This window comes from Kitasatospora nipponensis (genome assembly GCF_039528135.1).
Lineage (GTDB): Bacteria > Actinomycetota > Actinomycetes > Streptomycetales > Streptomycetaceae > Kitasatospora > Kitasatospora nipponensis.
This window is the reverse complement of record NZ_BAAALF010000028.1, coordinates 8882-33977: the sequence shown is the minus strand read 5'-3', so window position 1 is coordinate 33977 and position 25096 is coordinate 8882. Positions and strand designations below refer to the sequence as shown.

General features: G+C 72.6%; 18 protein-coding genes and 3 pseudogenes. 11 read left to right on the top strand and 10 right to left on the bottom strand.

Features of this window, described 5'->3' with window-relative positions; genetic code table 11:
• The first annotated feature begins 9 nt into the window (after positions 1-9).
• A complete protein-coding gene (locus ABD323_RS11070) occupies positions 10-717 on the top strand; it encodes a DinB family protein (RefSeq protein ID WP_344441148.1) in 708 nt (235 codons plus the stop codon).
• Here ABD323_RS11070 and ABD323_RS45970 read toward each other — a convergent pair.
• A complete protein-coding gene (locus ABD323_RS45970) occupies positions 644-1000 on the bottom strand; it encodes a DUF3418 domain-containing protein (protein ID WP_425555948.1) in 357 nt (118 codons plus the stop codon). The two genes, ABD323_RS11070 and ABD323_RS45970, sit on opposite strands and share 74 nt — an antisense overlap.
• On the opposite strand from ABD323_RS45970, the pseudogene ABD323_RS11065 reads away from it, so the two are divergent.
• Both ABD323_RS11065 and ABD323_RS11060 read left to right on the top strand, forming a co-directional pair.
• Positions 927-2055, top strand: a pseudogene (locus tag ABD323_RS11065) (IS630 family transposase). The gene ABD323_RS45970 and the pseudogene ABD323_RS11065 sit on opposite strands and share 74 nt — an antisense overlap.
• A gap of 75 nt (positions 2056-2130) precedes the next feature.
• Positions 2131-2394 (top strand): hypothetical protein, encoded by a 264-nt coding sequence (locus tag ABD323_RS11060; RefSeq protein WP_344441147.1) that lies wholly within the window; start codon positions 2131-2133, stop codon positions 2392-2394.
• A gap of 30 nt (positions 2395-2424) precedes the next feature.
• On the opposite strand, the gene ABD323_RS11055 is transcribed toward ABD323_RS11060, so the two are convergent.
• The gene (locus tag ABD323_RS11055) at positions 2425-3114 is read right to left on the bottom strand and encodes an adenylate kinase family protein (protein WP_344441146.1); all 690 of its coding nucleotides are present in this window, start codon (positions 3112-3114) and stop codon (positions 2425-2427) included.
• A 488-nt stretch (positions 3115-3602) separates the two neighbouring features.
• Here ABD323_RS11055 and ABD323_RS11050 point away from each other — a divergent pair, with 488 nt between their 5' ends.
• Complete coding sequence (locus ABD323_RS11050) at positions 3603-4328, top strand: hypothetical protein (RefSeq protein WP_344441145.1); 726 nt, start codon at positions 3603-3605, stop codon at positions 4326-4328.
• A 462-nt stretch (positions 4329-4790) separates the two neighbouring features.
• A pseudogene (locus ABD323_RS45965) lies at positions 4791-5093 on the top strand (transposase family protein); the annotation flags it as partial.
• A 241-nt stretch (positions 5094-5334) separates the two neighbouring features.
• On the opposite strand, the gene ABD323_RS11045 reads toward ABD323_RS45965, so the two are convergent.
• From ABD323_RS11045 to ABD323_RS11020, 6 genes are all read right to left on the bottom strand, one after another.
• Positions 5335-6063: a hypothetical protein gene (locus ABD323_RS11045; protein WP_344441144.1), complete on the bottom strand. Its 729-nt coding sequence runs from the start codon at positions 6061-6063 to the stop codon at positions 5335-5337.
• Between the two features lie 15 nt (positions 6064-6078).
• Complete coding sequence (locus ABD323_RS11040) at positions 6079-7074, bottom strand: bifunctional lysylphosphatidylglycerol flippase/synthetase MprF (protein WP_344441143.1); 996 nt, start codon at positions 7072-7074, stop codon at positions 6079-6081.
• 1419 nt (positions 7075-8493) lie between these two features.
• Positions 8494-9117 carry a tetratricopeptide repeat protein gene (locus ABD323_RS11035; RefSeq protein ID WP_344441142.1) on the bottom strand — a complete coding sequence of 208 codons (624 nt, stop codon included), beginning with the start codon at positions 9115-9117 and terminating at the stop codon, positions 8494-8496.
• A 349-nt stretch (positions 9118-9466) separates the two neighbouring features.
• Positions 9467-10372 carry an NmrA family NAD(P)-binding protein gene (locus ABD323_RS11030; protein WP_344441141.1) on the bottom strand — a complete coding sequence of 302 codons (906 nt, stop codon included), beginning with the start codon at positions 10370-10372 and terminating at the stop codon, positions 9467-9469.
• A gap of 115 nt (positions 10373-10487) precedes the next feature.
• Positions 10488-10940, bottom strand: coding sequence for a hypothetical protein (locus ABD323_RS11025; RefSeq protein ID WP_344441140.1), 453 nt, complete (start codon positions 10938-10940; stop codon positions 10488-10490).
• Positions 10941-11109: 169 nt separating this feature from the next.
• Positions 11110-11628, bottom strand: coding sequence for a MarR family winged helix-turn-helix transcriptional regulator (locus tag ABD323_RS11020; protein WP_344441139.1), 519 nt, complete (start codon positions 11626-11628; stop codon positions 11110-11112).
• A gap of 196 nt (positions 11629-11824) precedes the next feature.
• Here ABD323_RS11020 and ABD323_RS11015 point away from each other — a divergent pair, with 196 nt between their 5' ends.
• The 4 genes from ABD323_RS11015 (at position 11825) to ABD323_RS11000 (ending at position 17148) form a co-directional block, all read left to right on the top strand.
• Positions 11825-13156: a diacylglycerol/lipid kinase family protein gene (locus tag ABD323_RS11015; RefSeq protein ID WP_344441138.1), complete on the top strand. Its 1332-nt coding sequence runs from the start codon at positions 11825-11827 to the stop codon at positions 13154-13156.
• A gap of 135 nt (positions 13157-13291) precedes the next feature.
• Positions 13292-13519 (top strand): amphi-Trp domain-containing protein, encoded by a 228-nt coding sequence (locus ABD323_RS11010; RefSeq protein WP_344441137.1) that lies wholly within the window; start codon positions 13292-13294, stop codon positions 13517-13519.
• 365 nt (positions 13520-13884) lie between these two features.
• Positions 13885-14628, top strand: coding sequence for an aggregation-promoting factor C-terminal-like domain-containing protein (locus ABD323_RS11005; protein WP_344441136.1), 744 nt, complete (start codon positions 13885-13887; stop codon positions 14626-14628).
• A 321-nt stretch (positions 14629-14949) separates the two neighbouring features.
• A complete protein-coding gene (locus ABD323_RS11000; protein WP_344441135.1) occupies positions 14950-17148 on the top strand; it encodes a trypsin-like serine protease in 2199 nt (732 codons plus the stop codon).
• 112 nt (positions 17149-17260) lie between these two features.
• On the opposite strand, the gene ABD323_RS10995 is transcribed toward ABD323_RS11000, so the two are convergent.
• On the bottom strand, positions 17261-19924 hold the full coding sequence (locus ABD323_RS10995; RefSeq protein WP_344441133.1) for an amino acid permease: 2664 nt from the start codon (positions 19922-19924) through the stop codon (positions 17261-17263).
• Between the two features lie 254 nt (positions 19925-20178).
• Positions 20179-22344 carry a SpoIIE family protein phosphatase gene (locus ABD323_RS10990; protein ID WP_344441132.1) on the bottom strand — a complete coding sequence of 722 codons (2166 nt, stop codon included), beginning with the start codon at positions 22342-22344 and terminating at the stop codon, positions 20179-20181.
• A gap of 675 nt (positions 22345-23019) precedes the next feature.
• Between ABD323_RS10990 and ABD323_RS10985 the strand changes: the two genes are divergently transcribed.
• Both ABD323_RS10985 and ABD323_RS10980 read left to right on the top strand, forming a co-directional pair.
• Entirely contained in the window at positions 23020-24339 is a 1320-nt protein-coding gene (locus ABD323_RS10985; RefSeq protein WP_344441131.1) for an MFS transporter, read from the top strand.
• Positions 24340-24411: 72 nt separating this feature from the next.
• Positions 24412-25096, top strand: a pseudogene (locus tag ABD323_RS10980) (non-ribosomal peptide synthetase); the annotation flags it as partial.

The following is a 25096-nucleotide window of genomic DNA, read 5'->3' as shown; positions in this document are numbered from 1 at the left end:
ACGCGATATGTGGACGAGGATCTGCACGGTGTGGAGTTCCGCGAGTGCGATCTGAGCGGGGCACGCCTGATCGGCGTCGTCATGCAGAATGCCGTGATCGACGGGCTCGTCGCCAACCTCGTGGTCAACGGTGTCGAGGTCAGCGAGTACGTCGAGGCAGAGCTCGACCGGCGTCATCCGGTGCGGGTGCTGATCCGCTCCGAGGACCCTGACGATCTGCGCGAGGCATCGCGTCAGCTCCATGCCGGCTGGGCCGCCACGATCGAGCGAATCCGCCGTAGGCCCGGCATCGAGCGCCGCAGCGTGAACGACGAGTGGTCGGCGGTGCAGACGATGCGCCACCTGGTCTTCGTCCACGACTCGTGGTTCCGCCGCTGCTGCCTGGGCTCGACGGAGCTGTTCACACCGATGGGCATCGGGACGACCGTCGAGCCCTACCGTGGAGCGCACGGGCTTGACCTCTCGCTCGATCCGACCCTCGAGGAGATCGTGAGCGTGCGTGACGCGCAGGCCGCCGAGCTGCAGGCCTGGCTCGAGGAGGTCAGCGCTGCGCAGCTCGCAGCGCGAGCGCCGGTGCCCGACGACGATGTCTGGCCGCCGTACGCCCGGGGCCGCTTGGTGCGGCAGTGCCTCGCCACGGTGCTCAACGAGACCTTCGAACACCTCGGCTTCTGCGTCCGCGACCTCGACCTGATCGAAGCACAGGACGCCGAGTAGGGCCGGCTACGGACTCAGCATCTTTGCGGATGCGGGCATCACCGACCGTCTGCGCGGAGCCGAGCTGCTGGGCCCAGAGCCGGACGCGGTACGTCTCGAGCATCCGGCGGGCCTGACCTAGTGCCGCATCCAGCAACGTTCGCCCTGTTGTGATGTGACGCGCCGTCCGGGTGATGCTCTGGGCGTCGCGTCTGCGCCAAGCTGTGCGGCTGGCAGAGCGAGTACGAGTACGAGAGATCGATGACGACGAGGGGCGGCTGCTGCGGATCGTCCGGCGGGGCACCGGCTCGGTGGTGAGCTGGCGACGGGCCCAGATGGTTCTGCTGTCCGCGCAGAGCATGGACGTGGGCAGGATCGCCGAGGTGACGTTCACCAGCGCGGACCGGGTCCGGGACGTGATCCACAACTTCAACGCCGACGGCTTCGACTCCCTCTACCCGAAGTACCGGGGCGGCCGGCCCAAGACATTCACGCTGCCCGAGCGCCGAGATCAAGAAGATCGCGAAGTCCAAGCCGGCCGAGCACGGCCTGCCGTTCTCGACCTGGAGCCTGGCCAAGCTGGCCGACTTCCTGGTCGCCGAGGGGGTGGTCGACGACACCAGCCACGAGGGCCTGCGCATCCTTCTCCGCGAGGAAGGCGTCTCGTTTCAACGCGTGAAGACCTGGAAGACCTCCCGCGATCCGGACTATGCGGCCGAGAAGGCCCGCGTCGAGCACCTCTACGCCATCGCCGACGGCGAGGTCATACCCGAGGAAGGAGAGCCCGAAGTCATCTTCTGCATGGACGAGTTCAGCCCGCTCAACCTCCAGCCCCACCCCGGCCGCCAGTGGACCGAACGCGGCGGCACGCACAGGGACCCCGACCGCGAACCTCGGCCCCGCAAGCGGGCGACCTACACCCGCCCTCACGGCGTCCGGCACCTGTTCGCCGCCTACGACTTGGCCAAAGACCAGCTCTACGGCCACATCAAGAAGACCAAGAACCGCTCGAAGTTCCTGGAGTTCTGCCGCTACCTGCGCTCGCTGCACCCGGCCGACGTGCGCATCGCGATCGTCTGCGACAAATACTCGCCGCACCTGACGACAAATCGGTGCCAGCGGGTCGGGACGTGGGCGGCGGCGAACAACGTCGAGATCGCATGCACCCCGACCAACAGCTCATGACTCAACCGCATCGAGGCCCAGTTCACCGCCCTGCGCTACTTCGCCCTCGACGGCACCGACCACCCCAGCCACAAGGAACAGGGCAGCATGATCCGCCGCTACATCATCTGGCGGAACAAGCACACCGCCGACCTCCGGCTCAGCGAGGTCGTGGCCAGGGCCAACATCGCCTGAGCTCTACGGTCTGGACAGGACCCGCCGCTCTCACGTTCCAGCCGCCGCGATGTCCGACGAGAGCACCATCCCGCGTTGGACATCGCCCTCGGCCACATCGGCAATGAGCAGGCCAACATCTTCCCCGCCGGTGACCGGGGCGCCGAAGCATTGGCGGAACCTCTCCACACCGGCGACCGTCACCTCACGCCGAACACCCACCCCGAGCGCCAGAGCCGGTCGCCCTCAACGACAGCACCCTGCTGGAGCTGTAGGTTCCGCGTTGCGGTGTCCAGCGGCATAGCCATGACCTGCAAGGCTTTGGCGTTCCGCGCTCGTGTCATCCGAACGCGTTCCTGAGGACTGTGTCCAATCCTCGCTGGTCGGGCTCTATGACGTCGCTGGCCCTGATTTGGGTCGGAGGCTATGCGCCTGAAGCGCAGTGAGCGTGTGCCTGGTTATCTCGTCGGACCTGCCGGCAGCGTTGACCGTGACGAGGAGATCCTGCCTGGCGTAGTGCTGGGCGATGGGCTCCAGCCACGCGTCGTGGGATCCGAACTTACCGCGGATGCTGTTCTCGTTGTCGTCCCCGCTTTGATAGAGCTCACCGCCGCAGACGTTGCAGACGCCATCGACGAGCAGCTGATCCACCTCTGGCTCGAAGCGATGGGTCTGGTCGTCGCGGCAGAGGCGACGGGCCGCCAGGCGGCGGGCGTGGCGCTCCACCTCCGCCTCAGGAAGGCGCAGATGGAGCACGCCGTCGAGGGGTTTGCCGAGCTCGTGGAGCAACTGGTCCAGAGCGAGTGCCTGGGTGGCGCTGTTCGGATATCCAACGAGGAGGAAGTCCGGCTGAGCCACCCCGTGCAGGCGGTCGCGGACGACCGCAGTGATGATTTCTTCAGGGAGCAGTCTGCCGGAGTTCATGATCTCGGCGGCTCGGATCCCCAGCTCAGTGCCCCGGGAGAGGTTGGTACGCATGAGATCGCCGAAGGAGATCCGAGGCACTCCCAATGCCTCAGCCAGCAAAGCGGCCGGGGCTTCGCGTCTGAACACTGGTGGTTGAAGGAGGACGACGCGCATCAGCCCATCATTCCTTGGCTCGGCTCTGGCTCAGGTCCATGGGTCCGCATGCAGCTTGGACGCGCTGATCAGTGGTTCCACACGACTTGTCCAAACGGACATCCGCTGGACATGGTGCCCCGGAATTGGACACCGTAGCGCGGGACCTACAGGAGCCGACCAGTGACGGCCGGCCCCCGCCCTGGCAGGGGTTATCTGGGTTCATCGGCTATCTGATCAGGTCAGCGGGCATCTGGAGTTGTCAGGCACGTAAGACACGTGGTCAAGCCTCCGATGCGACCCTGAACGAACAGGCGCTGGCCCGACCCCACGGAGCCTGATGTGGACAACGCCGACCCCGGCCACAGCGTACCCGGAGCGCACTCCGCTCACGTCCGGCCCCTCTGACGTCGGACCCCTCGGGCCTGCTTCCCCGGGGCCTGGCGGCGGGCTCGGAGGAGGGGAGGGCTACGTTGTCGATCACAGGTGGACGTGGACGAGGGGGATCCATGGCGGGCAAGAAGCGACGGAAGAAGCCGCAGCCCGGGCGGCGGCCGGCGGTGGTCGTGGAGCCCGACCGGCGTGCGGCGGCCCTGCTCGCCGCGGCCGGGCCCTGCGGCGTCCCGGCCGAGGCGAGCAGGCGCCGGCTCCGGATCGGCTACGCGGTCCTGGGCGTGGCCACCGCGTCGGGCGTCGTCGTACCCGCCCTGCTGGAACGCGCCGGCGCCGCCCACGACGGCGCACAGTTCGCCGGGGCACTCACCGGCCTGGTCGGCGCCTGCGTCCTCGGCTTCCTGCACGTCGCGACCCGCAGCGTGAGCCACGGCCCCGACCTGCGCTGGGTCACCGCCCGGACGCTGACCGGCGTGCGGACCCTCGACCTCACCGCCCTGGTGCGGATACGGCGCTGCCGCTTCCCCGGCCGCTACCGAGGATGGGACGACCTCTGGCTCATCGACGCGCGGGGAGTCTCGCTGCGGCTCGACGAGCCGGAGGTCATCGCGCGCGTCGCTGCCCTCCTCGCGCCACCGCACTCGGGCGAGCCGGTGGCTGACGGCCCGGCCACCGCCACGGCACGGGTCTCCCACCATGCGGCAGTCCGCCTGGGCCTGGCGACCCGCTCCCACCTCCGGCGCGTGGCGCGCGGCTGCTTCGACTGGCTGCTGGCGATCTACCTGCCCGGGGCGGCGGCCCTGCTCGGGCTCCTGGCCACCTGGCTCCTCGCCACGGTCTGACGGCTGACGGCGGGCAGCTGACGGCCTGAATGTCGGTGGGTCGTCCGGCGGACCGACCAGGTCGACACCGCCGACCCGTCGGCCGCCCCCGTCGAGCCGTCTGGTCAGTGCCCCGTGGATCGGCCGCGGTAAAAACCCGCTGCTGACGTCCCGTACGTGCCGAACTTGCCTGACGGACCCCCGGATATTTGTAAGGCACGTACCGATCAGGAGTAGTTGCCTTACGTGCCTTACGCCTCCTGAGCACCCCGGATAACACCACGAACGTGTCTTCAACACGCAGATGCACCATCACGTCCCCCAGACTCTCCCGACCGACTGTCCCAGCACGGCAATCGTGTCATCAACGGGGCAAAGGTTGCTGGGTGCGGCACTAGGTGTACTGACCACGGAGGTTGGTGACGGGGTTCACGGCGAGCTTGGGCGCGCACCGGACGCCGCACTGGTAGACAGAATCGGCGCAACTACTCCGGGAAGCACAAGGCCCACGGGCTGCTGTTCCTGGCCGCCACCGACGGGCGCGGGAACCTGCTGTGGATCTCGGCGGCCGAACCCGGCCGCGCCTCGGACCTGACCGCCGCGAGGCACAACAAGATCTGCGCGAAGCTGCGCGCCGCCGGCCTCGGCGCGATCGGGGACCTGGGCTTCACCGCGCTGGACGACGACCCCGACAACCCGGTGATCAGCACCGGGAAGCGCGCCGCCCGCAGAATGCCGCTCACCTCGGCCCAGCAGGAAGCCAACAAGCTCATCTCCCCTTGGTGAGGATGCGCCAGTTCTTGAGGTCGGCGAAGCCGTGCTCGTTGGCGCCACGCCACCACGCTGCTGCGCGCGCTCCTGGTGCTGACCCGCGCCGAGATCACCCGCTGACAGACGATCAAGCGCCGCGATCACGGCCCACGACCAGCGCGATCACACCCGACCGACCCCAGGCCACCCCATCCCACCTGCGAATTCAGGATGAAAAGTTCTCAGTGGTGGGGCGTCCTCGGCGGTGCGGGCGTCCTCAGTGGTGGGGTGTCCCGCCGACCATGTCCTTGAGGGCGTCGAGCCGGGTCCGGCGGTCGGGCGGGTAGCGGCGCTGTGCCCGCTCGGCCTTGCGCGAGTCCGGCGGGTAGCGCCAACGGGCCCACGGGGAGGACGGTTTGGCCAGTCGCAGGCAGGCGACCAGCGCGACGAACGGGACCAGCAGCCCGATCACGCCCATGGCCGTCTTGCCCTTGAGGATCGCCCCCACGCAGAGCACCATGTTGACCAGCAACAGGCCGGCGAAGACCAGGTGGTCGGCGGTGCCCGCGCCGGTGTCGGAGAACGGGTTGAAGCCGGCGACCAGCAGCAGGCCGACGCCGCCCGCCAGGAACGCCGCGTCGACCGACTTGCGGCCCTCGCGCGCCCAGTAGACGTCCTTCAGGTGCAGCCAGAGCGCGAACTCGTCCAGCGTGAGCGCGGCGCCCGCGCCGAAGAGCACGGCCAGGATCTGCGCGCCGGGGCTGCCCGGGCGGTAGGTGAACTCGATCGCGCCGGCCACCACCATCGCCAGGATGCCGTACACCTGGTGGTGCACGTGGGTGCCGCCGACCTCGACGTTGCGGAACGGTCCGCGGCCGGCCCGGATCAGCCGGGTGACCATGCGGGTGACCAGGAAGGTGAGCACGAAGGCGCCGAGCATCCAGAGCCCGATGCCGTGGCCCGGCGCGTTGATGATGATCTCGATCTGGACGGCCTCCTGGCGCACGGTCGCCTCGTCCCGTCAGGCCCGCAGCGCGGGCACCCGGAGCAGGTCGCGCACCGTGGCGGAGGGCAGGTAGCAGCGCAGCAGGGACAGGCCGATCCGCGGTAGGTCGGCCTCGTCGCGGTAGAGCAGGTACATCGGTTCGTAGCGCGGCTGGAACTTCGTCTTGAACGCGTGCAGCGAACGAAACCCGTAGTACGGCTCCATCGCGCCGCCCAGCTGGTCGAGGATGCGGTCCAGCACGGAGGGCGCCTCGGCGGAGCCGGTGCGCGCGAGCGGGGCGCCGGACAGGGAGAGGAACCGCGCGCCGTCCTCGCGCAGAGCCAGGCAGCTGGAGGCGATCATGAACTCGACCACCGGCCGGAACCCGTCCCGACGGCGCATCATGTCCAGCGTCCAGCCGTCCGGCGACCCGTCCACGCCGTACACCGGCATCCAGGAGGTCACGCCGTAGAGGTGGCTGTCGCCGTCCACGGCCAGGCCGACCCGCATCCGGGGGTCCAGCGCCTCCTCCACGCCACCGAGCGTGAAGCCCATCTCCGGCAGGCCCTTGTCGCCGACCCACTCCTCCGAGATGCCCCGGACCTGGGAGAGGATCTGGCGGGGCTGCTCGGCGAGGACGACCAGGCGGTACTCGACGCCGTCCTTCTTGGCCCGGTTCAGCGCGGTGCGCACGTCCTGCCACGCCTTGCCGCGGAACTCCAGGTCCGGCAGGTCGATCACGGTGTCCTCGGCCACCTGCACCGAGCGCCAGCCCAGCGCGTCGGTGGCCCCGGCCGCCTCGGCGGTGGCCGAGAAGAGGCACGGGACCAGCCCCGCGTGGTCGCACATCTCCGCGAAGCGCGTGATCGTCCCGGACCGGGCGCCGGCCGCGCCCACCGGGTCGCCGAGCGCGACCGCCACGCCGGCGTGCACCCGGTAGGCGAGGTAGCTCGCGCCGTCGTCCGCGGGGAAGAAGTAGGAGTTGTCCGGCCAGGTGGTCATCCAGGACAGGTTCCCGCCGCCTTGGCGCACCAGCAGGTCGGCCGCCCGCTCCTCCGGGGGCGGGGCGGCGGCCCGGGCCGGGCCCCCCCCCGCCCCCCCGCCCCCCGCCCCCCCCCCCCCCCCCCCCCCCCCCCCCCCCCGCTGCCGCTGGCGCTGGCGCACTGCGCTTCGGGCTCCGGCCCGGCCGCCGCGCCTGGAACGCCTCCCGGCCGGCGAGCAGCACGACGAGTTCGGCGGTCCAGAGGACCGCGGTGGGCACGAAGACCGCGGCGCCGGTGACCGTGACCTCCTGGTCGAGCGCCTTGCCGATCACGTAGACGACCGCGACGAACAGGCCCAGCAGCGCGTTCAGCAGGCAGAGCAGGACGGTGCAGCGCCAGGCGAGGCGGCGCCCGCCGCGCAGCCCGTTGACCAGCAGCGCGATGAGCAGCACCGAGACCAGCAACTGCCAGGCCGAACCGCCCAGCCCGTGGGTGTTCCCGAGCGGACCGGTGCTCGGCGCCAGCCGGACCACCACCAGGATCGCCGCGATCAGGGCCAGTCCCGCCACCGCCAGCAGCCGCCATTCGCGCCGGCTGAGGCGGCCGGAGGTGGGTGCGGCTCCGGGCACGGTCAGCCAGTGGCTCGCCACCAGGCCGCCGGTCACCGCCAGCGCGTGCTCCAGGTCGTCCAGCTTGCCGACGTAGAGCAGCGAGACGCCGATGTAGGCGAGCAGGCCCAGTCGTAACCGCTGACGCCACGGGGAGGGCAGGGTGGCCGAGGCCATCGCACCCGCGCAGAGGATCCCGGCCGAGAGTCCGACGTCGATCACGTGGGACTGCTCACGCGCCCAGTCCCAGCCCGTGCCGCGCAGCAGGTACAGCAGCAGGGCCGCCAGCAGGACGGCGCCGAGCTGGCCGGCCACGGTCACCACCGCGGTCCAGCGGAGCCCGAGCCGCGCCTCCGCCAGCCCGACGAGCAGGACCACCCCGATGAGCACCGGGAGGTAGTCGAGCGGCGTCGCGCACAGGAACGGCCCGGTGACCAGCGTCCACCAGCGCCCCGCCTCGAACGACGGCAGGCCGTACGCCACGTTCGGGTACCACGACCGGCCGGAGAGCGCGTTCCACAGCCCACCGACCGCCAGCCCGACCAGCAGCAGCACCGCGCAGGTGCCGACGGTGAAGGGAAGGCGCCGCACGGCCGTGACCGTGGCCGCCGCCATCGACCGGCCGCCACGCCGCCACCACGGCTTCGTCTCTGCGGGCACCTCTCACCTCCGCAACGGCCCGGCCGACCTCGCCCCCGCCGCCAGCGGCCCCGATCCCCCTCGTTCAGCGTATCCGCGTTCCCCACCCCCGGCCGGACGGACCGCTGGTGGGCACGCCCTCCCCCGGGGAAAGGACCTCGCCGCCGTGACCGCCGTGACCGCCGAACACTGGAGCTCAGGCGCTGCCGAGGGCCCCGACATCAGAGCATCCGCTCAGCCGTCGCCGCCCGTGCGCGCAGTGCCTCGGCCTCCTCGTGCTGCCCCTGGGCCGCCAGGATCCGGGCTCGGTACTCCATCGCATACCCGTCGCCCAGTTCCTCGGCGCGCAGGAACGCCTGCACGGCCCGTGCCGGGTCGCCGCGGTCCCGGAAGGCCACGCCCAGGGCGGTGATCGGGAACGCCTCGTCCTGCGCGAGGATCACCGGCGCCCAGCGTTCCACACCCGCCGCATCACCGCGGTCGAGTGCCTGCTTGACCAGGCCCAGCATGGCGTCCGGATCGCCGAGCGCCGCGACCTTCTCCCAGATCACCTGCGCGCGGTTCGCGTCACCGGCGACCGCGTGCTGCATCCCCAGGTTGAAGCCGGCCACCACGTTCCCGGCCTCCCAGGCCTGGCCCCACCAGTGCAGCGCACCCGCCCGGTCGCCCTGCCGGCGCAGGACCACCGCCAGGTTGCCCATCGCCACGTCGTCGCCCTGCTCCGCCCAGGCCGTCAGTTCGGCCAACTCCTCGTCGGGCGGCAGCTCGACCTCGTGGCCGGCCGGCAGTCGGACCGACACCACCTCGTCGTCCGGCTCCGACCGTCGACGGAACCACCAAGCCATCAGCAACCACCCCAGCGGCGAAGCCGCACCGATCCCCGGAACGCAGGCAAGCGAACATCTGTCACCCGGCGATCATGCCAGCTCCGTCGCTGAACGCTCCGCCCGCCAGGTGCTGAAGCACAGCCGATCGTCGAAGCACGGAAGTGACGGAGCGCCCCTGCCCCGGATTCATCGGCGAGGGGCACGCGGAGAAGCGGGAGCGGGACGGCCCCGTGGACCGTCCCGCTCCCGCTCCCCCACCTGACCTGAACGGTTCCTGGCCGTCGGTCAGTTGTCGGGCCTGGCCCCGCAAGGGGCGCCCGGGTTAATTTCAGCAGCCATGGGGCGAGTTGTCATTAGCCATGGTGAATCAGGCGTCGATTGGCCGGAACCGTGCGCCCCCACCGGCCAGCTGGAAGAGGTGCAGGTGCTCGCGCAGGAAGGCCTCCAGGGTCCTGGGCGGGCGGCCGGTCAGGCGGGCGGCGATGTCGTCGGGCGCCTCCGGGCGGAGGGTCGCGAGCTGCTGGATCTCCACCACGTGGGCGGCCAGCCAGTCGGGCATCCCGGCCCGCTCGACCAGGTGGGCGTGGAACTGGGCGGGGGTGAGGTCGAGGTAGCGGACCGGACGGCCGAGCAGGTCGGTCAGCAACTCCGCGAGCTCGCCGTGGGAGTAGGCCCGGCCGCCGGTGAGGTGGTACGTCCCGCCGGCGATCTCCGGGCGGGTGAGGACGGCGGCCGCCACGTCGCCGATGTCCCGGCAGTCCACGTAGTTGCACGGCGCCTGGCCCATCGCACCGTGCACCAGACCGGCCGCCGCTATGCCGGGCGCCAGGAGCAGCAGCTTCTGCATGAACGCGTAGGGCCGCAGGACGGTCGCGGTGAGGCCGGCGACCCGCAGTCGCTCCTCGATCCGGTGGTGACCGCGCGAGATCGCGACGGGCGAGTCGGGCTCGGCGGCCGGAGCGGAGATCTTGACGACGTGTCCGATGCCGCTGAGCTCCGCCAGCTCGAGGGCGCTCAGCTCGTACTCGACCTGCCGGGGACCGTTGGCCATGGTGAGGAGCAGCTGGCTCGCGCCCTTGAACGCCCGGCGCAGCGAGGCCGGGTCGCCCGCGTCGGCGGGCACCACCTCGACCAGGGCGCGGGTGCGGTCGTCCAGGCTCGCGGCGAGCCGGGCCGGATCGCGGCTCAGCACGCGGCTCGGCACGCCGAGGTCCGCGAGGCTGCGGAGGGTGGCGCCGCCGGTGGCGCCGGTGGCGCCCATGATGACGATCATGTCGTCTGCCTTTCGGGATGCAGTGCGGGATGCAGTGCGGGGTGTGGTTCGGGATGTGGTTCGACATGGGGCGCGAGATGGGGTGCGGGATGGCCGGGGAGGGGGAGCCGGGTGGTCAGTGCTGCGGGCGGCGGGGCGGGCGGGTGCCGCGCCAGCGCCAGGCGATCACGGTCGCGGCGATCGCGGCGGAGATCGGGAGGTCGAGCTGGAGCCGACCGGGCCAGGGGCTGCCGGCCAGCGCCGGGACGCGCGGCAGCCAGCGCGCGCCCGCCCAGCCGGCCCCCAGCGCGAGCGCGGCGGCGCCGACCCCGAGGCCGGCGGCCAGCAGCACGCGCGGGACCCGGACCGTCCAGGAGTGGTCCGGGCGCCGGCGCAGGCGGGCGCCGACCAGGGCGGCCACCACCGCCGAGGTCCCGGCGATCGTCGTGAGGGCCGCGATCAGCAGCTCCGACCGGCCGGTGGCGAGCCCGCCGGCGCCGGCCATCGCGGCGGGCATGAGGTAGGCGACGAGCACCTCGCGCCACAGCACGAAGCGCTGTGCGGCGGCGGTTCTGGGCTTCTTGGGCATGGGATCTCCCCGGCAATCCGTGCGGCACCCAGGCCTGATGCTTAGGCGCCTAACTATATGGCTGTGAAAAAGGCGGACTGCCAGCGAGGTGAAGCGCGCGGGCGGCCCGCCGTCGGGATCGGTATCGGTAGGGGGCCGGGATCGACCGCCCCAAGGACAAAGCCCGACGCTAGTCGGCGGTCAGGGCGTCCATCCCCTCGACCAGGCGGGCCAGCAGGTCCAGGAAGACCGTGCGCTCCTCGACCGAGAGCCGGCCGACCATCGCCTGCATCCGGGCGAAGTGCTCGGGTGCCAGGTCGCGCAGCCGTTCGGCGCCGCGCGCGGTGAGGATCACCACGCTGCCCCGGCCGTCCTCGGTGGACGGCCGGCGGGCGACCAGCCCCTCACGGGCGAGCCCGTCGACCAGACCGGTCACGGTCGCCCGCGAGACCCCGAGGCTGGCGGCCAGCTGGGAAGGCGACTTCTCGCCGTCCTGGTCCTCCAGGTCGGCCAACAGCCGGTAGCGGCCGGTGGACAGGCCGAAGCGGGCGAAGTGCGCCTCCCCGGCCTGGCCGAGCCGGGCGCCCGCCGCCATCAGGCGCGCCGCGACCAGGAACGCCTGCGGGTCGGCCGTGAGGCCGTAGCGGGCGATCTGTCGCTGCGCCTGGTCGAGCGTGGGAGCGCCCTGATCGGGTTCGTGCGGTGCCATGAAAGTAATATGGCACCTAACCAGTGCGCCGGTCAAGCCGGGACGGTGCCGCCGCCACCCCGACGGGAGCGGCATGCGGATGCACGCGGGCCGGAATGTTCCTAAGGTCGATGGACGGGGATTCGGCGCAGGGGAACCCCGTTCCCCGCCACAGTCGGCCTGCCGGCGGCAGAACCGGCCGAAGGACGTGAGGACCATGTCGCCCGGTTCCGGCGTGACGGCGCGCGCTCGCCGGTGGGCCAGGCTGGCCCTGGCGTGCACGCTGGGCGCGGTGGCGGCACTGCTCGCCGCGAGCGGGCCCGGCGGGCTGCTCATCCTCGTCGCCGGCGTGGTCGGCGCGGCCCTCGCGGCGGCGGGTACCTGGTGGGCGCTGGCCCATCACGGGGTCGTGCGGTGGGCCGGGGTGCTGCTCGTGGTCGGCGCGCCGGTGGCCGTGCTGGTCCTCTACACCCGGGCGGGCGTGTGGCCGGCGGCGCTGGCCGCGATCGCGCTGTGGGGAGCCGCCATCCTGTGCGCGCGGAAGGCCCTGCGCCAGATCCGACGGCCGCACGGCATGCGGGCGGTGGCCCGCGCCCTCCCCCGGCGTCCGGTGCTGATCATGAACCCGAAGTCCGGTGGCGGCAAGGTCGGCCGGTTCGCCCTGGTCGAGAAGGCGGAGGCACTGGGCGCCCGGGTGGTGCTCCTGGACCCGTCGGTCACCACGGACGTGGCCGCGCTCGCCCGGCAGGCGGTGGCCGAGGGTGCGGACCTGCTGGGGGTCGCGGGCGGTGACGGCACCCAGGCCCGGGTGGCCGAGGTCGCGGCCGAGCACGGCCTGCCGTTCCTCGTGATCAGCGCCGGCACCCGCAACCACTTCGCCATGGACCTCGGCCTGGACCGGGAGGATCCGGCCCGCTGCCTGGAGGCGCTGACCGACGGCGAGGAACTCCTGGTCGACCTCGGCACGGTGGGCGGGCTGCCCTTCGTCAACACGGCCTCCTTCGGCGTCTACGCGGAGATCGTGCAGCGCCCCGAGTACCGCGACGCCAAGGCGGGGTCGGCGCTGGAGGCACTGCCCGACCTGCTGCTCGGATACGCCGGGCACCCGCTGTACGCGCAGACGGACGACACCCGGCTCGAGTCCCAGCAGGCCCTGCTGGTCAGCAACAACCCCTACGCCGCTCCGGAGCCGACGGCCGTGGGCGGCCGCCGACCCCGGCTCGACCTCGGCGTGCTGGGCGTCGTCGGCATCCGGGTGGCCAACGCGGCCCAGGCCGCCGACATCGCGCTGCGCGGCGCCGGCGCGGCGAGCCTCACCGTGCTGACCTGCTCCCGGATCAGCATCGGATCGGACACCGGACGGATCCCGGTCGCCCTGGACGGCGAGGCGCTCACCCTGCCGGCGCCCGTGATCTGCGCCATCCGCCCGCACGCGCTGCGGGTCCTGGTCCCGCGAGGGCGGCCGGGACCGCCGACCGTCGCCCCGCCGCCGGACTGGCGGGCGGTCCTCGCACTGGCCTTCACTCGGCCGGAGCCGGGACCCGCGTGACCCGTCGCAACCCGTCGCAACCCGCCGCAGGCCCACCACCGCCCGCCGCCACCCACCGGCGCCACCGGATGCCCGGCCCGCTGCGCGGGACCAGAATGGAACGCACCCGCCGCACCGACCGGCTTGGAGGCACCCGTGAAGGACCTCGAATTCGAGCAGAAGCGCTCGCTGTCACGTCTTGAGGCCGCCGACCAACTCTCCGCACTCGCGGACGCGTTGCGGCACGGCAACAACGTCGAACTGGAACTCGGCCCCGGACGGCTGAGCCTGCGGATCCCCGACGAAGTCCAGATCGAGATCGAGGTCGAGGTCGGCGACGGTCAGATGGAGCTGGAAGTCGAACTCAAGTGGGCGACCGGGTAGCCGGGCCGCACACGACCGAGCCCCCGTACCCACCCCCGGCGGGTACGGGGGCTCGGTCGTGCCGCCTCCCGCCGGCGTCGAACTGCGGCCTGCTGGTGTGAGCTTCGCCACGCAGCAGGGAATTGCGTACCCCTGTCCGGTTACGGCATGGTGAAACCTCTGTCAGGCCCTGTGTACGGCCCGCGTGTTGGGCGTCAACTGCATATCGATGGACCGTACACCGCCCGAACTTCCTGCCCGCACCGGCCAGTCCGGCCCTCGGGCGCCGGGCCAGCGCCTCCCGTGACCAGCAACAGGTGGGGGCCAGTGACCGGGGCATGTTGCGTCCTCACGGTCACGCGGGGTCGACGCTGGAAGGAAACCATGTGACTCGGATCTCGGTCCGGGGAGTTGCCGTGGCCTCTGCCACCGCCGTCACCGCCGTCGGTGCCGTCGTGGGTGTGGCCTCGAGCAGCCAGGGCGCTACGCCCCAGCCGGTCGACGTCGCGGGAGCCACCCTCCTCGCGGACGTCCCGTCAGCCACCCAGGCGCAGACCATCAGCGACAACTTCGCCGTCCAGTCCTCTGCTCAGCGGCAGTCGGCCGACCTCGCCGCGCAGAAGGCCGCCCAGGAGGCGGCCCGGCTGAAGGCCGCCGCCGACGCGCAGGCCAAGGCCGACGCCGACAAGGCGGCCGCCGACGCCGCCGCGGCGCAGAAGGCCGCGGCCGACGCGAAGGCCAAGGCGGACGCCGCCGCCGCGCAGCAGGCCGCCGCCCGCGCCGCCGCCAAGTCGCAGCTCTCCACCACCACGGACTCCGCGCCCACCGCCGGCTCGTCCACCGGGGGTTCGCCGCAGTCGATCGCGGCCGGGATGATGGACAGCACCCAGTTCCAGTGCTTCAGCAACATCGTCACGCGCGAGAGCGGTTGGAACATCACCGCCCGCAACCCCTCCTCCGGCGCGTACGGCCTGGTGCAGGCGCTGCCCGGTTCCAAGATGGCCTCGGCCGGATCGGACTGGCAGACCAACCCCGCGACCCAGATCAAGTGGGGCCTGGGCTACATGAACGCCACCTACGGCAGCCCTTGTGACGCCTGGTCGTTCTGGCAGGTCCACCACGCCTACTAGCGTGCTCCCCGTCAGGTGCACCGAGGTCAGGGGCACCTGGGCCAGGCGCACCGAGGTCGCGGGCGGGTCGGCGGGTTCTCCGGCATCCCGCCCGTCCGCGACCCGGCCCCGGGACCCGCTCCCGCCCCGTCGCTCATGATCGTCTTCCGAATTCCCTGCGCGTAGGCCCTGACGGCCTGTTGGGCACCAGCGGCCGTCGCGGGGCGGCCTTACGGTTTGACGCACACAAACCGTGACCGCTAGCGTCCGCGACGTTTGCATTCAGCTGACTCGGGGGGCGTTGGCGTCTCCCCGGGCGTGCCTCCATACGGGGAGATATTCGTGCAGGTAAGCAGAAAGCTGGCGTGGCCGCTGGCCGCCGCCGTGTCGGCCACCGTGATAGCGGGCTGGTCGGCGACCGTGCCGGCCACCGCCGCCGAGGCCTCCGGCACCACCGCCGTGGAGGACTTCAGCTACCCGGGGGCCGCGCAGATCCTCGCCGACCGGGGGATCACCCTGAAGTCGGGTGACGGCCACATCGTGCTGGCCGACTGCGCCTCGGGGTCGAACCTGGTGCAGCTCTTCAGCCGCGTCGCGACGCCCAGCGAGGTCTGTTTCCAGGTCACCGGGCCCACGGGCTACCTGTCGCTGGAGATCCCGCAGGTCTACAACATCAAGGGCGACGACCACGCGATCAAGGCCACGCTGAACACGGCGGGCACCGTCTCCAGCGTCGACGTCCCGAAGAACACCTGGACCCCGGTCGGCGAGGGCAACACCAGCGGCGCGACCACGCTGCTGGAGCTCAACGCCACCGACGGACCGGCCGTCACGGCCCCCACCAACGCCACCCCGGCGATCGGCACCGTCACCATCGGCCAGCCCGGCCACCCCGGATCGCGGGCCTGCACCGGCACGCTGATCGCCACCCAGTGGGTGCTGTCGGCCGCCAGTTGCTTCGCCGACGACCCCGCCAACCCCACGCTGACCGCCGGTCCGCCGGCCCACGCGGCCACGGTCGTCGTCGGCGGCAACACCCGCACGGTGACCACCCTGGTGCCCCGCACCGACCGTGACCTGGTGCTGGCCCGGCTCTCCGCCCCGATCGTCGGCGTCACCCCGGCCGGGATCGGCAGCACCGCCGCGACCGTCGGCCAGTCCCTGCAGGACGGCGGCTTCGGACGCACCGCCACCGCCTGGGTCCCGGCCACGGCCCACGTCGGCGCCACCACCGTCACCGCCGTCGCCGACACCACGCTCACCGCGACCCCCGCCACCGGCACGGTCTGCAAGGGCGACGCCGGCGGTCCCGCGTTCACCACCGACGCCAACGGCGCGATCACCCTCACCGGCGTCCAGAGCCTCTCCGGCCAGGCCGGCTGCCTGAGCGAGTCGTCGAGCTCCAACCAGGTCACCGACGCCCGCGTCGACAACATCGCCGCCTGGATCACCGCCAACACCCCGCGGAGCCAGCAGACCCCGGGCGACTTCAACGGCTCCGGCCGCGCGGGTGCCGCGATGGCCTACCGTCACTCCAACGGGCAGATCGGCTTCTACACCTCCCTCACCGACACCGCCGGCAACTTCGGCGCCTACAACGTCGGTTACACCGTTCCCGTCAACGGCAACTGGGACTGGAACTCGCTCAAGTTCGTCTCCGGCGACTTCAACGGCGACGGACGCAGCGACCTCGCCATGATGTACCGCCACTCCGACGGCTCGATCGGCATGTACACCGGCCTGGCCGACGGCAACGGTCTCATCCAGGCGTTCACCGGCAGCTACACCGTGCCCGCCAGCGCCAACTGGGACTGGAACGCCATCCAGCTGTTCGCCGGCGACTTCAACGGCTCCGGCCGCTCCGGCGTCGTCATGGCCTACCACCGCACGAGCGGGGAGATCGGCTTCTACACCTCCCTCACCGACACCGCCGGCAACTTCGGCGCCTTCAACCTCGGTTACTCGGTGCCCGCCGGAAACTGGGACTGGAACTCGCTCAAGCTCGTCGCCGGCGACTTCAACGGCGACGGACGCAGCGACCTCGCCATGATGTACCACCACGGCGACAACTCCTTCGCCATGTACACCGGCCTGGCCGACGGCAACGGTCTCATCCAGGCGTTCACCGGCAGCTACACCGTGCCCGCCAGCGCCAACTGGGACTGGAACTCCATCCAGTTGCTCGCCGGCGACTTCAACGGCTCCGGCCGCTCCGGCGTCGCGATGGCCTACCGTCACTCCAACGGGCAGATCGGCTTCTACACCTCCCTCACCGACACCGCCGGCAACTTCGGCGCCTACAACGTCGGTTACACCGTTCCCGTCAACGGCAACTGGGACTTCGCCTCCATGAAGCTGATCTCCGGCGACTTCAACGGCGACGGGCGCAGCGACCTCGCCATGATGTACCACCACGGCGACGGCTCCATCGCCATGTACACCGGTCTCGCCGACGCAGGCGGCCTCATCCAGGCGTTCACCGGCAGCTACACGGTGCCCGCGAACGCCAACTGGGACTGGAGCTCCATCGCGCTCCAGTAGCACCACGGAGTAGGTCCGAACCCACCCGAGCCCCCGTACCCGCCACCGGCGGACGCGGGGGCTCGGTCGTGCCCGGGCTCGGTCGTGCCCGGGCCCGGTCATCCGGGCGCCGTCACTCGGACGCGTCGGCGACCGGCGTGCCCGGCAGTTCCTGCTCGGTCCAGATGGTCTTGCCGGCGGACGAGTAGCGGGTCCCCCAGCGCTGGGTCATCTGGGCGATGATGAAGAGGCCGCGGCCGCCCTCGTCGTCGCCGCCGGCGTGCCGCAGGTGCGGCGAGGTGTGTCCGCTGTCGGAGACCTCGCAGCCCAGGCTCCGGTCCCGGATGAGCCGGACCCGGATCGTCCCGCCGGCGTAGCGGATCGCGTTGGTGACCAGCTCGCTGACGATCAGCTCGGTGGTGAACGACAGCTCCTCCAGCCCCCAGTCACGCAGCTGTGCGGTGGTCGCGCGGCGGGCGTAGGCGACCGTCGCCGGGTCGGCGGCCAGCTCCCAGTCGGCGACCTGGTGCGCGCCGAGCCGGCGGGTGCGCACCAGCAGCAGCGCCGCGTCGTCGTCCACCGGGCCCGGCAGCAGCGTCGCCACGGCGTGGTCGCACAGCTCCTCCATCGGGCGGTCCGGCCGGGCCAGCACGCCGGCCAGCAGGTCGAGCCCCGCGCCGGCCCGCTCGTGGTCGGCGCCCTGGACGAACCCGTCGGTGAAGAGCGCGAGCAGGCTGCCCGCCGGCAGCTCCAGCTCCACGCTGCGGAACGGTCGGCCGCCCTGCCCCAGGGGCGGCCCGGCCGGGAGCTGCGGGTAGCGCACCACGCCGTCCTGCGCGCTGACCACGGCGGGCGCGGGGTGGCCGGCGCCGGCCATGCTGCACCGGCCGGAGACCGGGTCGTACACCGCGTACAGGCAGGTCACCCCGAGCGCCTCGTCCTGACCCCCGCCCGCGCGGGCGCCGGCCGCCTCCTCGCCGGCCTGCCCGACGGCGTCGTCCAGGTGCGCCAGCAGTTCCTCGGGGGCGAGGTCCAGGCGGGCCAGCACGCGCACGCTGGTGCGCAGCCGTCCCATGGTGGCGGCGGCCTGCAGGCCGTGGCCCAGCACGTCGCCGACGACCAGGCCCACCCGCGCGCCGGACAGCGGGATCACGTCGAACCAGTCGCCGCCCACCCCCGAGCGGCTGTCGGCGGGCAGGTACCGGCTGGCCAGCTCGACCGCGGTGCGCGGCGGCAGGCTCTGCGGCAGCAGGCTCCGCTGCAGCCGCAGCGCCGCGGTGTGCTCCCGGGTGACGATCAGCATCAGCACCACGCCGAGCAGCAGCGCGCCCAGGCCCATGACGGTCACCCCGCCGGTGCGACCGATGAGGGGCAGCGTGATGGCGGTGGCGCCGTAGTCGGGGTCGGCGTAGACGTCGAAGGCGGCGTAGCAGAAGAGGAAGAGCATCATCAGGCCGCCCAGGCCCGGCAACAGCCCCTTGAAGAGCAGGTCCCGGGGGCTGCGGGTGAGCACCTTGCGGTAGTACCAGGCGCAGGCGAAGCCGGTGAGGCCGTAGTAGAACGCGATCGCCAGGCCCACCGAGTCGATCGAGTCGGCCAGGATGTTGTGGCTGACGGCGGTCAGCAGGACCAGGAAGCCGATGGAGACCAGGCCCATGCCGACGGTGGACCAGGTGGGCGTGAGGTACCTGCGGTGCAGCCGGGCGAAGTGCGAGGGGACGGCCTTGTGGGCTGCCATCGAGAAGACCGTGCGGGCCAGCGGCAGGATCGTGGTCTGGGTGGAGGCGACCGCGGAGGTCAGCACCGTGAAGATCAGCAGTTTGGTGAGGAACCAGCCCAGGCCCTGGCTGCCGAAGGCCGCGTTGCCCAGCCCCGAGAGCACGTCCCCGGAGTTCTCGGTGTTGCCCAGGCCGATGCCGCTGGTGCCGATCCCGCCGAACGCCTGGGCGGAGGTGGAGACCAGGCCGTAGATGACCAGCAGCAGCACGGTGGAGAGCACCGCCGCCCGCCCGGGGGTGCGCCGGCTGTCGGCGGTCTCCTCGTTGACCGCGACCGCGGTGTCCCAGCCCCAGTAGACGAAGACGGCGGCCAGCACGCCAGCGGTCAGGGCCCGCGCCGAGGGCACGTCGAAGGGGTTGAACCAGGAGCCGGAGACGTGGATCGCGGTGGCGGGGTGGCTGGTGTAGACCTTGACCAGCGCGGTGACGGCGAAGAGCACCAGGACCGCCACCTCGATGCCGACCAGCCAGCGCTGGACGACGGCCGACACCTCGATGCCGACGTAGCAGATCGCGGTCATCACGACGATCCAGAGCACCCCGGCGACGGTGGTCCAGAACCGGTCCTGCGCCAGCGAGGTGAAGCCGAGTAGTCGGAACCCGTAGATCCCGGCGATCTCCGCGAGGTTGGCCATCACGATGACGTCGGCCACGATGATGCCCCAGCCGCCCATCCAGCCGACCCGCGGGCCGAAGGCGCGGCTCGCCCAGGTGAAGGTGGTCCCGCAGTCGGCGTCGCTGGCGTTGAGCTCCTTGTAGGCGTAGGCGATCAGCAGCATCGGGATGAAGGCCAGCATGGTGATGATCGGGGCCTGCAGGCCCACGCCGGCCACGATCAGGCCCAGGGTGGCGGCCATGCTGTAGGCCGGCGCGGTGGAGGACAGGCCGATGGCCAGCGAGGAGAGCAGGCCCAGGGCACCGGTCTTGAGCCCCTTGCCGCCGGCACCCGGGCCGGGTGCGACTTCCGGGCCGGGGGCGGGCGGCGCGGCGGACCGCGCGGGACCACCCAAGAGCTTCACGCCTGATACCAACTCCGTATCCCGCTCGCGCTCCACGCCGCGGTCACGGCCGCAGGAGCAGTCGCAGCCACGGTGGCGGCCACGGTCGCGGCCGCACGGTCCGGACGGCTGCCGCGCCGCAGCCCGCGCCGATCCGCCCGCCGGGCCGCGCACAGCCGGCAAGCCCCGTGATCACCATTCTCCCCGCAGACGATGCCGCCTGCCAGAAGAGGCCCGACACCCCCGCGCGGGCCGCCGCCGACGGAGTCCGGGCGCTACCGCGGGACCGAGCGGACCAGCAGCAGCGCGATGTCGTCGGTGCGGTGCTCGGACTGGACGGCCTGGTCGACGAGCGCGTCGGCCAGTTGCTCCAGCGGCTCGCCGCCGTGCCGGGTCAGCACGTCGGCGAGGCCCGCCAGCGCCCGGTCGAGGTCGGCGCCGGGCGCCTCGATGAGGCCGTCGGTGTAGAGCACCAGGGTGGTGCCGACCGCCAGGTCGACCTTGGTCAGCGGGTAGGCGGCGGTCCGCTCCACGTTGAAGACCAGGCCGCTGAAGGGCTCCAGCAGCCGGACCCGGCCCTGCGGGTCGCGCAGCAGCGGCACCGGGTGGCCGGCGTCGCCCAGCTTGCCCTCGCGCCGGCGCAGGTCGACCTGGAGGTAGGCGCAGCTGGCGATCAGGGTGGTGTCCAGGTCGGCCAGCAGGCGGTTGGTCCGGGCGAGCACCACGCCGGGGTCGGGGTCGACCGTGGCGAAGGCGCGGACGGCGGTGCGGACCTGGCCCATCAGCGCGGCGGCGTTGACGTTGTGGCCCTGGATGTCGCCGATGACGATGGCCGCGGTGTCCTCGTCGACGCGGATCAGGTCGTAGAAGTCGCCGCCGACCTCCATGCCCTCGGTGCACGGCAGGTAGCGGGCGGTGGTCTGCAGGCCGGGCACCTCGGGCAGTTCCTGCGGCAGCAGGCTGTCCTGCAGGCCGTGCGCGAGGTCGAGTTTGGTGTCGTACAGCCGGGCGCGGTCCAGCGCCTGGGCGATCAGGCCGCCGAGCGAGGTCAGCACGGCGCGCTCCTCCACGCTGAAGTGGTGCGGGCGGGCGAAGGCCAGCACGCAGGTGCCGATCAGCCGGCCCGAGCTCACCAGCGGCAGGTAGGCCCAGGCGGCCATGCCGTCCTGGGTCTCCTGCCGGTCGGGGTAGAGCCGCTCCAGCTCCGCGCGGGTCTCGAAGAAGGTCGGCACCGGGTTGGTGGAGGTCTGCACGCCGGGCGTCGGCTCGCTCAGGTCGGTGCCGTCGAACTGGTCGACCACCCCGGCGGCGTACCCGCGGTGGCCGACGATGCGCAGCCGGCCGCCCTCGACCATCAGCACGGCGACCGCCTGCCCGCCGAAGGCCGGCACGATCTGGTCGGACACCATGGTCACCACGTCCTGCACCCCGATCGCCTCGGTCAGCGCGCTGGCGAGGTGCAGGATGTGGTAGAGCGCGCCGGGCCGCGGGTGCGCCACCTGGCCGTCGGGCGGCGCGGCGACCGGACGGCCGGGCCGCTCGCCGGCGGCCCCCTCCTGCGGGGCGACCTCGGTGGGCGTGATCCGCACGCTCAGGCCGCCGGCGCCCGGGTGCAGGTGGAAGGTGAGCCAGCGGTCCGGTGGGCGCAGCGCGAGGAACGAGGTCGCCTCCCCGCTGAAGACCGCCGCGCGGTAGTGGAACTCGTACACCGGGTCGCGCAGCCAGGGCAGCGCGCTCCAGGGCCGCTCGCCCAGCAGGCGCTCCACCGGCTCCCCCAGCAGGGCGGCGGCGATCGGCGTGACCGCGTCCAGCCGGCCGTCCAGGTCCATGCCGCACAGGCCCTGCGGCAGCCGGTCCAGCATCGCGCCGAGCGGGTCCAGCGGGCGGGCCCGCTCCGCCTTCAGAGGTCGCGAGCCGGCCCGCAGCGGCCGCCCGGCCCGGGCCGCCCCGGACACCACGGCGGCCAGCTGGGCGGCGAGCTCCGAGAGCCGGGCCCGCTCCCCCGAGGAGAGCTCGGCGGGATGCGCGGCCGGCCAGATCAGGAAGACCACGCCGTAGGTGGTCCGCTCCTCGACGAGGGGCGTGGCCACCAGGTTGAAGGCGTACGGCAGGGCGACGGCAACCCGCGGGTAGCGCCTGGCCAGCTCCTGCGCGCCGCCGATCCAGACCACGTCGCCCTTGCGCAGCGCGTCGGCCACCGGGATCGGCGCGGTCAGGCCCATCCGCTGCCAGGGCCGGGTGAACTGCCGGACCGCCCCGAGGGTCATCAGCAGGTCGAGCAGTTCCCCGTCCTCGGAGAGCAGGTAAACGCCGCCGAGGTGCGCGTCGAGCCGGTCGGGCACGCCCCGCAGGATCCGCGCCAGCGCGTCGAGGTCGGCCGTGGTCCCCGGCTCGGCGTCCTCACGTCCGGGCCGCGGGGATGCGGGCCCTGGCGTGCCCACCGTCACCACCTCACTCGGGCCGACGGGTACCTGCCGGTCTTGTTCCCATCTTGGGCCCTCGGGGTACCGCGTGTCCTGCCCGGCGGCGCGCGCCGGGCCGCGCAGCGGGCGGAGGCCGGCAGGCGCACGGGGCCGGGACGGCCGGGTACCGGGTGACAGCCGGACGAGCGACGGCCCGGTGCGGCCAAGGCATTGCCGAGCCGGCGCCGATCCGGCCGGTTGTGATGATCCGGTGTGCTGATCCGGCGGCCCCACCGGCCCCCGCCGGCCCCCTCGCCGGCCCGTCGCCGACGTCAGCGGTGCTGCTGAGCCGCCACTCTGACTGAGCGTCACCATCCCCGCCGGCGACGGCCTGGAGTACCGCGCGCCCGCGATCACACTCCATCAAATGGGAGATGAACCATCAACAATCGTCCACTGAATCCAGCCATCTTTGCTGATTGACGTCCGGTGGACGGTCCGGACCCATCCGCCATCCGGACACGTTTGTGGACACCTCCCGACCGGCCGGCAGGCCAGGCGGCGCTTGATGTTCCAGGCCATCGGGCATTGCGCCCATCATGACCATGATCAATGATCGGCCTTCGCGATCGAATCGAAGCGTCCGTCACGGAGACGTCCGGAATCATTCCGGTCAGTTGCCGCGCCCGGCACACCTGACCGACAGTCGCACAGGTGAACGTCACTCGGCGCCTCGTAGGAGGCGCACTCCAAGGGCCACTGCGCCATCGCGACTTCCGGTTCCTGCTGTCCGGGGCCGCCGCGAGCCAGACCGGCAGCCAGGTCACCCTGGTGGCGCTGCCCCTGGTGGCCGTCATCGGGCTCAAGGCACCGCCCTTCCAGGTGGGCCTGCTCACCGCCGCGGAGACCGCCGCCTTCCTGCTGGTCGGCCTGCCCGCGGGGGCCTGGGTGGACCGGATGCGCCGCCTGCCGGTGCTGATCCGCGCCGACGTGGTGCGCGCGCTGGCGGTGGGCTCGGTCCCCCTCGCCTCGCTCGCCGGCGTCCTGACGATGGCCCAGCTCTACCTGGTGGCCCTGGTCACCGGTGTGGCCACGGTCTTCTTCGACGTGGCGCACCAGTCCTTCCTGCCGCACCTGCTGCCCCGCGACCACCTGGTGGCGGGCAACGGCGCGCTGGAGACGGTGCGTTCCAGCGCGCAGGTGGCCGGTCCCGGGCTCGGCGGCACGCTGGTCCAGCTGCTCGGGGCGCCGCTGGCGATGGTCACCGACGCGCTCGGCTACCTGTTCTCCGCCGTGCTGCTGCTGGGCGTGCGCACCCGTGAGGAGCGTCCGCGGGCGGCCGCCGGCCGCTCGCTGCGCGGCGACATCGCCGAGGGCGTCGCGTTCGTCCTGCGCCAGCCGCTGCTGCGGGTGATCGCGACGGCCACCGCCGCCTCCAACTTCTTCACCGCGCTGCTGATGGCCGTCCAAACGGTCTTCTGGGTGCGGGTGCTCACCCTGTCGCCGGCCGCGATCGGCGTGCTGCTGTCCTGCTCGGCGGTCGGCGGCCTGGCCGGCGCGCTCTGCTCGGGGGCGCTGGCCCGGCGGTTCGGCCAGGCCCGGCTGATCTGGCTCTCGGCCGCCGCCACCTCGCCGTTCGCACTGCTCTGGCCGCTGTCGGCGGGTGCGGTGGGGGCGCCGCTCTTCGCGGCCGGGTCGGCGGTGGTCTTCTTCGGAGCCGTGGTCTACAACATCGCCCAGGTGAGCTTCCGTCAGGTCATCTGCCCGCCCGAGCTGCTGGGGCGGATGAACGCCACCCTGCGGTTCGTGGTCTGGGGCACCCTGCCGCTGGGCGCCCTGGCCGGCGGCGCCGTCGCCGCCACGGCCGGACCGCGCACCGCGCTCTGGGTCTGCGCCGTCGGCTTCCTGACCGTGCCGCTGCCGCTGCTGCTCTCCCCGCTGCGACGACTGCGGGACCTGCCGACCACCGCGGAAGGCGCGGTCGACCCGCACGACGCCGAGCCGACCCCGGCCGCCGCCGGCGCCGCCTCCTGAACCCCGCCCGCCCGCCCGGCGCCGCGCCCACCGGCCCGCGCCCACCCGACGAACCGCAGCGGAGGTCCGCCCGTGTCCACCCGTGCCACCAGCATCACCGCCGCCTACCTCGCCCGCTTCCACGCGATCGCGGCGGGGTCGGCCGAGCTGCTCCCGCTCACCGGGGCCCAGCGGCGCTTCCTGCTCACCCGCCGCCTCGACCCACACGGCCGCCCGGACGTCGTCCCGCTCTTCTTCGCCTTCCCGGCCGGCGCCGTCGACCCGGCGCGGCTGCGGCGCACCGCGCTGCGGCTGGCCGCCGAGCACGAGGCCCTGCGCGGGACGCCGACCAGCGTGCGGGGCACCCCGGTGCTGCGGCTGGGACCGGCCACGGCCGAGGTGCTCGAGGTGCCGGTGCCGCCGGGCGGCGACGCCCACCAGGCCCTGCGCCGCGCCCTGCTCGACTGGCCCGCCGACGGCCCCGCGCTGCGTCTGCTGCTGGCCCGCGGGCCCGGGCAGGACGAGGAGGTGCTGGCCGTCGCGCTGGACCACGCGGTCTGCGACGAGCAGTCGCTCGGCCTCGTCACGGCGGGGCTCAGCCGTGCCTACCAGGACGACGCCCCCGGCGGTGCCGCCCCGCGGGCGGCAGCCGACGGCGTCGCGGCCTACCGCGAGGCGGTCGAACTCCAGCTCACCGCCGAGGCCGCCGCCTCCTCCCCCGCGGCCTTCGCGCACTGGGCGCGGGGGGGCGGCGGGGTGGGTCAGGTGGGCCGCAGGT